Source organism: Mycobacterium sp. NTMscope_MAC_12 (genome assembly GCF_976985675.1).
This window is the reverse complement of the sequence record NZ_CDRJYY010000001.1, coordinates 5366267-5379572: the sequence shown is the minus strand read 5'-3', so window position 1 is coordinate 5379572 and position 13306 is coordinate 5366267. Positions and strand designations below refer to the sequence as shown.

Genomic DNA, 13306 nt, shown 5'->3' with positions numbered 1-13306 from the left:
CCTACGCGGCGCGCCGAGCCGTCCATGCCCAGAACCGGCGCCACAAAATTGAGCCACCCATCCCGTTATTTTCGCGGCGCCGGGCGAGGTCTACTTGGTGGCAGACCCGGCTGCCACGGCCATCAGGGGACTGCTTTCCCGCTCAGCTAGTAGTACGCTTCTATATGCCCCGGGAGTGGCTCATCCGAAGTAGTCGGCAAAGGAGTTGCAAACCGGCCGCGCAGGAAGACGGAAAGTCGAATCGTCGCACTCGCTTGCCCTCCCAGGGCCCAATAAGTCAGCCGGTCGCAAACAGGATCCGAGGGCCGCGCTGCTCTTCGTCGCAGGTGGCGGTCGACGCGCTGCTCGTACGGCTCTGCTATACGGTCATAACTAGCGCGAGTCGTCTCCAAGAAATCATTTCTCATGTGGTTGTGAGAGCGATCGAATTCGGTCAGTAAAGACTGCTGTCCACTCGGAGAGGTACTGATCGTCGGGTATGCGGGCCTCAGGCTGATGAAAGAGAGTAGTGGCAACGCGAGTTCCGAGGATGCTGTTGATTCCAAGTGCAGCAAGGACTTTGCGTTGATGTGGCGTGAGCTTGGGCACCCAGATGATGATCCATTCGGCGAGTTCGACGTTGAGTCCGTCGATGAGGGCGGCGTAGGCAGTGTCGAGGCGGGCCGATTGGCCGGCCGGTGTGCGGGCGGCGATCTGCAGGAGTTGGATCTCCTCGTCAATAACGCTAAGTAGGTAGCGACCCAGGACGGTCAGTTCGGCGTGCAGGTCCCCGAGTCCGGCGAACAGTGCGCGGATGTCGCGCATGGCCTGGCGGCGGTCGAGCTGGCGATCGATCCCGGCGTCGAGCAACGCGTCCTTCGACTTGAAGTGGCGATAGAGGGCGCCCGAGCCGGCGGCTAGCCCTGCCGCGGCTTCGATTTGGGACACGCTGGTGGCTTCAAATCCCTTGGCGCTAAAGAGTCGCATCGCTTCGGTGACCAGCCGTTCCCGTGTCGACACCGGTGCAGTCATTGACCTCTCCAAAGTGATCACTTACATTTGGTAAGAGCCTACTACACGCGGTGGGCCCACGGGAGGACCAGATGGCGCAGCACGACCAACCCGTGCCGCACGGACGGATCCGGCGCACCATGCCGCTGGCGGGCTTCGCGGCCCGCGCCGTCGGCGGGCGGTTGGTCGCCGGTATACGCGAGCACACCGGTGATGACGGCGCGGTCGAGCGGTTTCACGAACGCACCGCCGAGCGCTATACCGAACTGCTCGGCCACTCCAAAGGTGTGTTGATGAAAGCCGGCCAAATCCTGTCGATGGTCGACGCCCGTGCCGTGGGCACCGGCGGATTCTGGCCCTACCAGAAGGCGCTGGCGCGGCTGCAGGCTGATGCGCCGCCGATGCACCCGTCGCTTGTGCACAAGGTGCTCGAAGAGCAGCTGGGTTCTGCTGTACGGCATTTCGCCGAATTCTGCGATGAGCCGATGGCGGCGGCCTCGGTCGGCCAGGTGCACCGCGCGGTGCTGTCGGACCGCCGTCAGGTTGTTGTGAAAATCCAGTATCCCGGTGTCGCGCAGGCGATCCGCGATGACCTGGCCAACACCGAACTGCTGGCGACGTTCATGCGGTTTATGACCGCGGCATCAGGGATCAAGCTCGATATCCGGACGCTGGCGCGCGAGGCCGCAGCGCGTATCGCCGAAGAGGTCGACTACTGCCATGAAGCGGCCACGATCACCGCGTTCGGCGAGCTCTACCGCGGGCACCCCTTCATCCACATTCCTGAGGTCATCTCCGAGGCCTCCAGCGACCAGGTCCTGACGATGACCTACCTGGACGGCATGGACTACCCGGCCGCGCAACAGGCCGATCAGGACCTGAAAAACACGTGGGCCGAGGTGATCACCCGATTCACCAACAGCTGCTACCGGCACGCCAATCTCGTGCATGCCGATCCCCATCCGGGCAATTACCGTTTCAATGCCGATGGCAGCGTTGGGTTCCTGGATTTCGGTTGCGCCACCCCTTTTCCTGAGAAGCAGCGCTGGCTGTACGTGGCCTTTCAGTGGGCTGCCATCGAGGGGCGCCTACAGGACTGCCGCGACCTGTTGACCAAATTGGGCTTCATCCCTGGCGATTCAGCACTGCGCGCCGAAGATCTGGCGCCGTGGCTCTCGACCCTTACCTATGAGACGGGCATGTCTCAGCCCGTGACTTACACACCCGAGACCGTCACTCGCACGATTGCCGGGTCCCTCAATATCCGCGACGCGGCCCACCCGCTCGCTCAGATGACGGTGCCCGCAGAGTTCGCCTTCAGCTCGCGGATCGCGCTGGCCACCAACAGCATCCTTGCCGGCCTACACGCCTGCCTTCCCATCCGGTCCATCTGGGCCGACATGAACGGCGCCGCCGAGCCCATCACCGAGCTGGGCAAGCTACACCACGCGTGGGTGCGCGAACGCGGCCTGCCCGCGGCTTTGGATCATCATGACCACCCCTGACATTTCGCCAGAGGCCGCCCTTCATCGCAGGCCACCTGGCAACGAGGAGCCGGCCCGTCGTGGCGCGGCGATCACCACCAGCAAGGACACCATGCCCCACGACGACGCTCCTATTCCAGGCGGGCGGATCCGCCGCACCATGCCGCTGGCGGGCTTTACCGCCCGCGCCGCTGGGGGCCGGCTCATCGCGGGGCTTCGGGAGAAGTCTGGTGATGACGGCGCGGTCGAGCGGTTTCACGAGCGCACCGCCGAGCGCTATACCGAACTGCTCGGCCACTCCAAGGGCGTGTTGATGAAAGCCGGCCAAATTCTGTCGATGGTCGACGCGCGGGCAGTGGGCACCGGCGGGTACTGGCCCTATCAGAAGGCCCTGGCCCGGCTTCAGTCAGATGCGCCGCCAATGCATCCGACTCTCGTTCACAAGGTGCTGCAGAAAGAACTAGGTTCAGCTGTACAGCATTTCGCCGAATTCTGTGATGAGCCTATGGCCGCGGCGTCGGTCGGCCAAGTACACCGGGCCGTGCTGTCGGATCGCCGCGAGGTTGTCGTGAAAATTCAGTATCCCGGTGTGGCCCAGGCGATCCGTGACGATTTGGCCAACACCGAGCTGGTCGCCACGTTTCTGAGATTCTTGGTCGCGGCGTCGGGAATGAAGGTTGACGTCAAAAGCCTGGCGCGTGAAGCATCCGCCCGGATTGCTGAGGAGGTCGACTATCGCCACGAGGCCGCTGCCATCACCAAGTTCAGCGAGCTCTACCGCGGCCACCCCTTCATCCGTATCCCCGAGGTCATTCCCGAAGCATCCAGTGACCGGGTGCTGACGATGACCTACCTCGACGGGATGGACTACTCAGCGGCACAACGGGCCGACCAGAGTCTGAGAAACACCTGGGCCGAAATAACCGCGCGATTCTCCAATGGCAACTTCCGACACGCCAACCTGTCACACTCCGATCCCCACCCGGGCAACTATCGCTTCCATCCCGACGGCACCGTCGGCTTTCTCGATTTCGGCTGCACCACAATCATTCCCGAGAAACAGCGATGGTTGTGGGTGGCCTGTCTACGCGCAGCAATCGACGGACGCATCAGCGACAGCCGCAACCTGATGATTCAATTGGGATTCATCGCCGCTGACTCAACATTGACTACCGATGAACTGCAGCAATGGGTCTCATACACCAACTATCCAATGACCATGCCGCAACCAGTAACGTTCACTCCCGACGCCGTCGCGCGGATCGTCAGCGGATTCTTCGATATCCGCGACCGCAACCACCCAGGCGCCAAGGTGAACCTGCCCCCAGAGCACGCATTCACCACTCGGATCATTCTTGCCTTCAACAGCGTCGCCGTCGGTCTGCGAGCAACGCTGCCGATTCGAGCAATCTATGACGACATGGACGGCGTCACCGAACCCATCACTGAACTGGGCAAGCTGCACCACACGTGGGTACGCAAACGCGGCCTCCCCGGGGCATTGGACCATCATGACCACCCCTGACGTCGAATCCGGAGTGCGGCTGCCGTGGGATCCCGCTGACCCTTACCCGTTCTATGAGGAGTGTCGCCGCCAGCGCGAGGTGGTGTGGAATGACACCGCCGCAGCGTGGCTGATTCTGGGCTATCACCCGGCGCGACAGATTCTGGCCGGGCCTGGCTGGACCAGCAATCCGCTGGCCAACCCCAACACCCCAGCCGTCCTCCGGGCAACGGATCCAGACATCCTGCGCCGCAACATGTTATTCACCGACGGCGCCAACCACTCGCGGCTGCGCGGCGCCGTCCGAGACTTCTTCACCCGCAACGTCATCGCCGGCCTGCGCGACGGCATCGCAACCATCGCTGCAGACACGATCGACTCCATTCCCACCGGGATCGAATTCGACTTCATGGCCGACATCGCCCTGCCCCTACCGATCGCCGTCGCGGCAGCCTGGATGGGGCTCGACATCGGGGCCGCACGGTTGCTCCGCGAGGAGTCTGGTGCCATCACCAGAATGCTCGCCGACTCAACTGATGCCCTCGCCGCCGAAGACGGCACAGAAGCCCTAGCCGCGCTGCTCACCGAATTCCTTCCACTGGCCGCAGACCGCCGCCGCCATCCCGGCGATGACCTGCTCAGCGTCATCGCCACCGACACCGATCTCGAACTCGACGACGTCGTCACCACCGCCATCATCATCGCCATCGCCGGTCACGAAACCACCGCAAACCTGCTCGGCACGACAATGATTCGCCTCCTGACACCCCAGCGTGACGGCACCCGGCCAGCTGAGAGCATCGGCACGATAGACGATCCATTGATCACCGAGCTGCTGCGCCTTGACGGCCCCGTCCAAACCGTGGCGCGCACCGCCACGCAGGACCACGCCTTCGGTGACGTCACCATCCGCGCCGGCGAACCCGCCCTCGTCGTCCTCGCCGCAGCCAACCGTGACCCCGCCGTCTTCAACAAACCCGACCAACTCCGCACCGACCCGCCCAGACCAGCACCTCTGACCTTCGGCCACGGCGCCCACTACTGCCTGGGAGCGCCATTGGCCCGCCTCGAAACCGCCATAGCACTCCAACACATCCTGGCACGCCAACCCACACTGTGCGGGAATACCACCTGGCGCGACAACCCCGCCATCCGCGGACCCCAGACACTCCCCTGTACCTTCATGTCCGCACCAACGACGTTGAATCAAGGGGCCCGGCACCGCACATGAATCCGACTGGCGGGCAGGGGATTTGGCGGCTCGAGCTGGGTAGCAGGCAGGCGGTGGGATTAATACCGCACCAACCAAGGGCTCCCTCGGCGAGGTGCTCGGGAACGGCATGCGTGAGTCCGTTGGCTGTGACGAGGTCGTCATGATGCGTCAACACCTTAAATAGGCTGAAGGTCGCCAGTTGCGGCGCTAGCAGCCGCGGCGATGGCTCGCGCAGCCGGGCGATGAGCGCGGGATAGCCGACGAGTCGTTGTCGGCGAATCACCCAACCAGCCATCTCGGTCCTTGGAGAAAACTGGACACCGCGTGCGGCCAATGTCCGGACGCAAAATGCGAGCACGCCCGCCGCGCGTTCGGCGGCAACGACGTGTGCGGCGAGGTCGAATGCTGTCCAGTCGCCGCATGCGGTTGCGGCTTGGGGGCCCACGGCTTCTAACGAATCAGCCAGGGCTGAGCGTTCGGCATCGACATCATCGCGGACTGTCACAACGACTCCCCTTAGCGCGGTCCGACCTCGGCGCTCAGCCCCACTGCCCGGCGATCGAGGATCTGTCGGACAGCTTGAATAAGTGGGGCACCCTCGCAGTGTCCGGTTGGGTTGCGCCAGGCAACATAACCGTCGGGACGCACGAGGACCGCCCCGTCGCGGCCAATTCCGTAGAGGTCGAAGAATGTGTTGTTGTGGTCGACCAATCCGGGATCGCCGATCGCGTAGCTGGCGATGGGCACGCCGAGGTCTCGAGCAGCAACCGCGGCTGCTTTTCGCCAGATCGCGCCGCCTGGACCAGTTAGCACCGTGAACCCGCCGCCGAATAGATCGAGTGTCGAGACGGGTTCAGATTCGTCGCCCAGCCAGACATGCGGTGCGCGGCAGCCCGGAGTCGCGCAGGGCGCGTAGTCGCTATAGCTGTCCTCGACGTCGGGAGGTGTTGTGCCATCGGCGATGACGGCGGTCGAGTGATACACGGTGCCGAACTCGACGCCGAAATGATTGCCGAAGCGTCGGCTCTCCCGCTCGGCCTCCTCGGCACTGAGGTCACTGCTCGCCGGATAGTAGTAAGCCGCGGCGAGCCGCGCGAGATTGCGGTGATTCTGCAAACACTGGGCGATCGTGGTGATCGCGGGTGGTCGACGTTCATCTTCATAGGTGATGAGCAGCGACCACCCCGCCAGACCACGGACGCAGAAGGCCAACTTCCACATGGCGTTGTGCATGCCTTGCAGTCCGGTGTTTACGCCCAGTCCCCCGGTGGGCGGGAACTGGTGGGCGGCATCGCCACATAACACCACGCGGCCGGCGACCCAGCGATCGGCGACGGCGGCGTTCATCTGCCACAGCCCTACGCCTTTCACCTCGACATCGAGATCGGGAACCCCGACCGCCCCGCGGACCCAGCTCCGCACCCGCTCGGCGTCCCAGAGCTCGCGCACCCACTGGTCAGGCGATACGCCGATCTGGCACAGCCAGCGGCCGTGCGCGTCGAGTGGTTGCAGCAGACCGGCGGCGGCTGGGTTGGCGACGAAAAGCACTACGCCCCGGCGTTCTCCGACATGGCGTTCGATATCGGCGCGGAAGTAGCAGTTGACGAAATGATGGATGCCCTGCTCGCCGTTCAACGCGATGCCAAGTTGGCGACGTACCGTGCTGTCGACACCATCGGCTGCAACCAGCGCTTCCCCGGCCAGCGTGTAGGTATCGCCCGTCGCGTTGACGCGGACCGCCACAGCCGCTTCGGCGTCGTGGTCGCCCGACCCGGACAGCACGTCGGTGACCTGGTGACCGAACCGAAGATCGACGATTCCCGTGGCCTGCGCCGCGTCACGCAGGATGGCTTCGGTCAGGTCCTGCGACGACATGATCGGCAGCGCCGGGCTGATCGTCGGCCCGGGGCCTTCGAAACCTCCCGTCTCGATCTGACCCACCTGCTGACCGACAATCGTGTCCAGATACCTCATCGGGCTCTTCCATCCCAACGGAGTATCGATGCCGCGCAGCCGTCGATACACCGCACTTCCCCACCCGCGGGCGATCTCCATCGTCCGCGCATTTAGATTGCGGGCCTTGGGATGCCACGATATTGAATCATGTCGCTCAATAACAACGCTGGAAACAGAGAACCTGGCGAGCTCCAGGGCAGCGGCCAGCCCAACGGGCCCGCCCCCGACGATGATCACGGGTTTGTGCGACACGGTTGATTTTCACCTCGTTGCGGCTTAGGTGTTGGCAGGAGTGGTGGTGCCGGCGCCGCGCTGGCGGGTGATGACGAGGTCGTGGCGGTCGACCGGCAAGGTGGGTTCGTCGAGGCCTTCGATCACGAAGGCTGCGTCGGCGATCATCGTCCGATCGTCCTGGCCCGACTGTCCTTGGCTGGTGAGGTAGTCACCGAGGAACAGCGAATTGGCCAGGTGTAGTGCCAGCGGTTGCAGTGAGCGAAGGTGTATTTCACGCCCGCCGGCGATACGGACTTCGACGTCAGGAAAGGCGAACCGGAACATCGCCAGGATGCGCAGGCACCGTTGCGGGGTCAGCTCCCAATGCCCGCCAAAGGGGGTGCCCTCAAACGGGATCAGAAAGTTCACCGGCACCGAATCCGGCTGGAGTTCACGCAATGCCAGTGCGACGCCGACGATGTCGTCATCGGATTCCCCCATTCCGACGATCACGCCCGAACACGGTGACAGCCCCGCAGTTTTGGCAGCGGTCACCGTGGCGGCCCGGTCGGTGAAGGTGTGGGTTGAGCAGATCCGCGCATAGCGCTCAGCGCTGGTGTTCAGGTTGTGGTTGTACGCGTCGGCGCCGGCCTCACGCAGCCGCTCGGCTTGCCCCTGTTTCAGCAGCCCCAAGCAGGCACACACCTCCACTTCTGGGGCGGAGTTTTTGATCGCGGCGATCGTGTCGGCGACGCGCTCGATATCGCGATCCCCTGGCCCCCGACCGGCTGCGACTAGACAGATGCGTTTGGCGCCGGCGTCGATCGCGCAGTGCGCGTGGCGGGCGGCCTCCTCGGGGTCTATCCAGGAGTACCTAAGGATCTCAGCGCTTGAGCCGAGTCGTTGCGAGCAATACCCGCAATCCTCCGGGCACATTCCGGATTTCATGTTCACCAGGTAGTTGAGCTTGACCCGCCGACCAAAAAACTTACGGCGCACGCGACCGGCCGCCGCGATCACGTCGAGCAGATCGTCATCACTGCTGGCCAACACCGCCAACAACTCGTCGCGCTCTAGGCGATCAGCCCGTAGCGCGGTGGAGGTGATCGCCGTCAGTCGTTGCTCAAACCCGTTCGCCGCCAGGTCCGTTGGGTCATGCATGGGCTTCTCCTTTTCGGTCGCCGATCACCTCGGCGAGTCCGCGGTCGAAATTGATCGAGACCCTGCCAAGCAAACTTCGACTCTCGGTGAACAGGTGGCGCAGGTTGGCGGCCAGGATGTGAGGCAGCAGTGCGGGGTCATTCAGTCGAGCAGGTGGATCGATGAGGTGAGTCACGCGCAAGAGGCGTTCGGTCACGGTGGTGTCATAGGCCGCGGCGGTCAACGTCGCCCTGACGAGCTGGCCGAGTAGCCGCTGCCGCCCCGATTGTTGACGGTGAGGCGACATAGCACGGTCGTTGGCCCGGTTGAGTGCCCACGTCGGGCCGATGTGTTGGGTGGCGCCGCGGAAGAATCGTTGGGCCAGATCGGTATCGCCGAGGCGCAAACAATCACGTAGCGTCAGCGATTGGAGTGCGGCCATCGTCATGCCTTGCCCGTGGATGGGGTTGAGGCTGCACAGACCATCACCCATTACCAGCAATCCGCGCGGGAATCGCGCCATCTGGTCGTAGCGACGCCAGACCGCAGCCGGGTTGCGGAACATGGCGATCTCACCAACTGGCTGCGCATCGCCCAATGCCTCAGCGAGCGTGTCAGGTAGGGCGTTTTGGGCCAGGGCCAGCATGGTGGCGAAGTCAGCCGGCGCCCCGCCAGCATCGGTCGATCGGCCGACAGCCAGTACCCACGTGTCGTGCTCGCACGCCAACAGCAGCACCACGTGCTGGTCAACCCCCCGATTCGACATGACCAACTGCTTGGTCAACGACCCATGCGGGATGGCAAACCGTTGGCTGGAATAGCCCACTGCGCTCGGAGACCGCTTCTCGGTCGGCCGGTCATAGCCCAAGGCTTCGAGGAAAGCCGGAGTCCGCGCGGCTCGGCCCGTGGCGTCGACCACCAAATCAGCATCCAACGCAGTCACCATCCCGTTGGCGCGGTTGACGATTCGCACCCCAGTGACGGCACCAGCGACACCAATCGGGTCGAGCACTTCGTGCTCATCGAGAAACGCCACATTCGCCAGGACTGCAACGCGCCGGCGCACATGAAACTCCACGAACGGCCGACTCCCCAGACACAACGTCAACCCCGCCGGGTCGACCAATCTCCCCGACCGTTTCAACTCACAGCGCCCGACACGTACATAGATCCGCGACAGCTCACCATCGTTCACCACGACGGCGCCGGCGGCGGCCATCTCCTCAAGCACCCCAGGAAATAACTCCGCCAGCACCTGCGTGCCGCGGCTTAAAAAGGTATGCAGGTGACGACCCTGCGGAACACCTCGGCGCTCATGAGGATGGTCAGGCAACGGGTCGCGCTCCACCACCGTCACCGAGTCGTAGAACTCCGAAAGAACGCGCGCGGCAAGCAAACCCGCCATCCCCGCACCCAACACAACCGCATGCTCACCACGCTCACTCACCTACGGCCCCTTCCGACATAGCATCGGCGGGGCATTACGACCTCGAAACGAGCCGAGTGATCACCGCCCACGCCAAGGCCTCGCAAGCCCATGACGAGTGACCGTACACCAAGATTAAGAAAATTAAGAGTACCGTTAAGTAACAGTAAGAAGTGTTGATGGCGATAGTCCCGATAGTGCCCGCCTGGCCGGGCGTCGCTGGTATTTACGAACGAAGGCGGGGCCGAGGTGGAGGTCGCCCGCGTGGTCGGTGAGCACGCCGGGGCTGGCTACCGCAATGACGGTGATTGCGTCGGCTAGCCAGAGGATTGCGTTTGCGTGATGACTGGTGGATTCCGTTGAATATCGTTGCGCCGCAAGTTTCCTGGGTAGCACGGTGAGGCGCCGATGATGCTCGGTGGGTACGTTGGCGGGTAAGAAGCTGTGATTTGCAGGACGTAACCATCAGGGGCGTACCCGAACCGGTTCGGTTTGTCGTACCCGTTGCGTTCAATGACTTGCCAACCCCAGCTTTTCCACAAGTCCCCAACCTGGGCCACGAGTGCGTTGAAATCAATGCCCGGCGGCGTTTTTATATCGCGCCAGTCGGAAAATCTGACCGGCGCATTTGGGCCGCTCGGCTCATCCTCGCAGTACTGGGTATCGCCGCCAACGACGTAGCGGCTGCCGTCGAGGGTGCTTCCCTTGGGAAGTCCGTTGACCGTTTGCTGCAGGTAACGCAACACAGTGTCTTGCGCTTCCTGTTGACTGGCCGGGATTTTCGGTGACGGTACGACCGGGGTCGGTTCCATGGGACCTCCAGGAATGAGGGTAGCGCCAGATGGTGTGGCTGGCCCGTGCGATTGGGCGGGCTTGGTGGGTGAGCAGGCGACCAGTAGCGCGAATACAGCGCCGACCGCTATGGGGAGTTTCGTTGAATGCATTGTCTCTCATGGTGTGAAGGTGGGCGGGGTGACGTCTGTTCTTCCAGCGATGATGCGGCCCATATTGATGAGGGCAGGGTTGTTCATGTTGTCCCAGTAGCTGCCGTGGGCTCCTATTGACGGTAGGCCGAACGGCCACGCCTTGCCGGGGGCTGCCTCGAAGGGTGTGCCACCAAAACCCGCGCTCATCGGGTCGGGGCCCAGGGTCATGCCGGTGACGACGCCGATGATGTCGTTTTGTGCGCGGGTAGCAAATACGTGGGAACCGGGGTCGAGGTTGAGATCGCTGGCATGCCCGGTGAGCATGCCGGGGCTGGCTACCGCGATGACGTTGTCGGCGTCGAGATGGTGGCCGTTAAGTGCGGCTGCCCCCACCTCTGTCGAGCCGTAGCTGTGTCCGATGACGGTGTTGAGCGAGGGGCGGCCACCGGTGACCGCGTCGTTGTGGGAAGCGCGCATACCTGCTTGGAAATCGTCTAAAGCGGCGGCTCCGTTGTGGGCGTAGCTGGTCGATGCAGCTTCGAAGACGTTCATCGGTCGGTCATAGCCCATCCAGGTCGTCACCGACACATCACCTGGTTGCAAAGACTTGTCGGCGTTCATCGTTGCCTGCAGCATGGCTCTGGATTTGTCGGCGCTGGCATCGAAGCGTGTGAGGTCTTGGCCAGTCCCAGGCACGAAGGTGGCGTTGCGTTTGGCGGTGTCGGGATTGTTGAGGGAGACGGCGGCGTGCCCTTTGTCGTCGATGATGCCGAGATATCTGGGTATTTGGCCGGGCTGGACCTTGTCCGGTGGCGGTCCCATCTCATTTTTCACCTTTGAGTATCCGTCGCGTGCGCGATTGGCCGCATCCCACTGCCGTCGCCATTCCAGATATTCGTTCGTCTTCAGGAAAGGCGTCTTTCCGTTGGCCCAGTCTGGATGGGCAGCACGCAGGCGATCCAGATCGGCTTGGTTGGCGTTTTGTAGCTCGGGCAGATGCATGCGGTTGTAGTGGTCGCGGTCGGGGAAGGGCATGCCTGGGTGGTTGCCGATGAAATGATCGCGGTTGTATTCGGCGTCTTTTTGCTCTTGGGTGAGCGAGTTCCATGCCTGGGTAAACTGCGTCGGGTCGTCCGGCAGCGGGGGCGCCGGCGACAATGGGCCTTCTTGCGCCCTGATACCTGCGGGGTCGTATCCGTCACTCTTCAGGGTTCCCAGTGCGTTCTGCAACGTGTTCGAGTAGCCGTCGCGTGTTGCTTGCAGCTGGCCCAGCGCGGCTTTCGTGTCGCGGATGGCGTCGTCTTCGAGTGAGGTGATGTAGCCATTGAGCGCATCTCGGTCGGCCGCGCTGAGCTCAGGATGGGTGTTTTCTATCTCAACGGCTTCGGCGATCATGTCGTCGAGCCCCTTCAGCTGTGCTTCCAGCGTGCCGATCTGGCCGGCGGCAGCCTTTTGGGCCTCGGCCAATGTTGACGCGATATTTTCCAAGTCCGCGCCAATTTTCGGCAGTTGCACTGACTGCGCGCCAAGGGATTTCGTCACCCGCTGCACTTCAGCGGAGGCGTTTATCGGATGGTCGCCGTCCTGGTGATTCCAAGCAGCATCGAAGCGGGAGCGAGCTTGGGCGAACGTTGCGTCTGCTTCCGCCGTGGAGCGGCCCGCTGCATGGAACGCATTCGCGAGGTTGGAAATCTGCCCCGGGCTGCCCGCTTGCAAACTTCGATTGATCGCCCACGGGTCACCGCCCGCAAAGGCGATCAACGCCGGAATACTTATGTACTTGAGTTGCATCGAATCTTCAGCTGCTCGCCGGGCCGCTGATCAACCGCGATCTGCTGACGCCCCGAACCACTCATGACTCGTCGGCGCAAGAATGCGGCAAACCAGCACCAACACGCATCGCCACCCTTTCCCAACCTGCGAAAAAGATTACTGTCGCCGGCTCGCCAGTCAATTCACCGCGGGTAGGCCTGCTCGCCTTATCGCCTCGAGCGGGGGAAGACCCCGCTGGCGTGGTTGCTTTCAGGTGTCATTCAGTTCATCGAGGTTTCCGTCAGCCACTCTTCCGCGGCCGCCACGGCATCAGGATGCTCGGACATCCATTTGCCGTGTGCCGTGCATCGCAAGCGCAGTTCCTCCTCGTCTGCGTCTCGCTGCGGCAATCCGTAGCGAGCGCGGATGTGTTCCTCGCTGAACGTGCGGCCTGCGCCGTAGTCGGCTTCTGCTTCGATGAGTGATTCACGAAAGCCCGGTAGTGCCAACCAGAAGTCGGTGTCGTCGCCGTCGTCGTCGGCCCACTGATCGACCTTCCCAGTCACGCCATCAGGGTAGCGGCGTATCCCGATACACCGAATCTGCTGACTAACGCGATGCGCGGTGACGTCGCGGCAATGTCAGCACACTCCGAGCCCAGGCGGACGGTCATCACATCGCCGATGAGGGCGTACCACGAAG

General features: G+C 63.1%; 11 protein-coding genes. 3 read left to right on the top strand and 8 right to left on the bottom strand.

What is annotated here, in order from left to right; all coding sequences use genetic code 11:
* Nucleotides 1-396: 396 nt before the first annotated feature.
* Nucleotides 397-1011, bottom strand: coding sequence for a TetR/AcrR family transcriptional regulator (locus tag AC0KS4_RS24950; protein ID WP_238955317.1), 615 nt, complete (start codon nt 1009-1011; stop codon nt 397-399).
* 71 nt (nt 1012-1082) lie between these two features.
* Between AC0KS4_RS24950 and AC0KS4_RS24945 the strand changes: the two genes are divergently transcribed.
* The 3 genes from AC0KS4_RS24945 to AC0KS4_RS24935 all read left to right on the top strand — a co-directional run bounded on the left by AC0KS4_RS24945 (nt 1083) and on the right by AC0KS4_RS24935 (nt 5209).
* Nucleotides 1083-2495: an ABC1 kinase family protein gene (locus AC0KS4_RS24945; protein WP_238955315.1), complete on the top strand. Its 1413-nt coding sequence runs from the start codon at nt 1083-1085 to the stop codon at nt 2493-2495.
* A gap of 91 nt (nt 2496-2586) precedes the next feature.
* Complete coding sequence (locus AC0KS4_RS24940) at nt 2587-3999, top strand: ABC1 kinase family protein (protein WP_238957244.1); 1413 nt, start codon at nt 2587-2589, stop codon at nt 3997-3999.
* On the top strand, nt 3986-5209 hold the full coding sequence (locus AC0KS4_RS24935) for a cytochrome P450 (RefSeq protein WP_238955306.1): 1224 nt from the start codon (nt 3986-3988) through the stop codon (nt 5207-5209). Before AC0KS4_RS24940 ends, AC0KS4_RS24935 begins: the two co-directional genes overlap by 14 nt.
* Here AC0KS4_RS24935 and AC0KS4_RS24930 read toward each other — a convergent pair.
* The 7 genes from AC0KS4_RS24930 to AC0KS4_RS24900 all read right to left on the bottom strand — a co-directional run bounded on the left by AC0KS4_RS24930 (nt 5160) and on the right by AC0KS4_RS24900 (nt 13170).
* Nucleotides 5160-5696 (bottom strand): maleylpyruvate isomerase family mycothiol-dependent enzyme, encoded by a 537-nt coding sequence (locus AC0KS4_RS24930; protein WP_238955305.1) that lies wholly within the window; start codon nt 5694-5696, stop codon nt 5160-5162. The two genes, AC0KS4_RS24935 and AC0KS4_RS24930, sit on opposite strands and share 50 nt — an antisense overlap.
* 11 nt (nt 5697-5707) lie before the next feature.
* Nucleotides 5708-7384, bottom strand: a complete 1677-nt coding sequence (locus AC0KS4_RS24925; protein WP_238957243.1) for an FAD-dependent monooxygenase — start codon at nt 7382-7384, stop codon at nt 5708-5710.
* Between the two features lie 39 nt (nt 7385-7423).
* Nucleotides 7424-8521 carry a biotin synthase BioB gene (bioB, locus tag AC0KS4_RS24920; protein WP_275254015.1) on the bottom strand — a complete coding sequence of 366 codons (1098 nt, stop codon included), beginning with the start codon at nt 8519-8521 and terminating at the stop codon, nt 7424-7426.
* A complete protein-coding gene (locus AC0KS4_RS24915) occupies nt 8514-9947 on the bottom strand; it encodes an NAD(P)/FAD-dependent oxidoreductase (RefSeq protein WP_238955296.1) in 1434 nt (477 codons plus the stop codon). Before AC0KS4_RS24915 ends, bioB begins: the two co-directional genes overlap by 8 nt.
* Nucleotides 9948-10243: 296 nt before the next feature.
* Nucleotides 10244-10738 (bottom strand): hypothetical protein, encoded by a 495-nt coding sequence (locus AC0KS4_RS24910; protein ID WP_238955294.1) that lies wholly within the window; start codon nt 10736-10738, stop codon nt 10244-10246.
* 138 nt (nt 10739-10876) lie between these two features.
* On the bottom strand, nt 10877-12643 hold the full coding sequence (locus tag AC0KS4_RS24905) for a putative alpha/beta hydrolase (RefSeq protein WP_238955292.1): 1767 nt from the start codon (nt 12641-12643) through the stop codon (nt 10877-10879).
* A gap of 242 nt (nt 12644-12885) precedes the next feature.
* Nucleotides 12886-13170: a hypothetical protein gene (locus AC0KS4_RS24900; protein ID WP_238955290.1), complete on the bottom strand. Its 285-nt coding sequence runs from the start codon at nt 13168-13170 to the stop codon at nt 12886-12888.
* Nucleotides 13171-13306: the final 136 nt, after the last annotated feature.

Bases quoted from the DNA above. Each gene is read 5' to 3' on its own strand.
- AC0KS4_RS24950 (WP_238955317.1), bottom strand. From the start codon at position 1,011: ATGACTGCACCGGTGTCGACACGGGAACGGCTGGTCACCGAAGCGATG.
- AC0KS4_RS24945 (WP_238955315.1), top strand. From the start codon at position 1,083: ATGGCGCAGCACGACCAACCCGTGCCGCACGGACGGATCCGGCGCACC.
- AC0KS4_RS24940 (WP_238957244.1), top strand. From the start codon at position 2,587: ATGCCCCACGACGACGCTCCTATTCCAGGCGGGCGGATCCGCCGCACC.
- AC0KS4_RS24935 (WP_238955306.1), top strand. From the start codon at position 3,986: ATGACCACCCCTGACGTCGAATCCGGAGTGCGGCTGCCGTGGGATCCC.
- bioB (WP_275254015.1), bottom strand. From the start codon at position 8,521: ATGCATGACCCAACGGACCTGGCGGCGAACGGGTTTGAGCAACGACTG.
- AC0KS4_RS24910 (WP_238955294.1), bottom strand. From the start codon at position 10,738: ATGGAACCGACCCCGGTCGTACCGTCACCGAAAATCCCGGCCAGTCAA.
- AC0KS4_RS24905 (WP_238955292.1), bottom strand. From the start codon at position 12,643: ATGCAACTCAAGTACATAAGTATTCCGGCGTTGATCGCCTTTGCGGGC.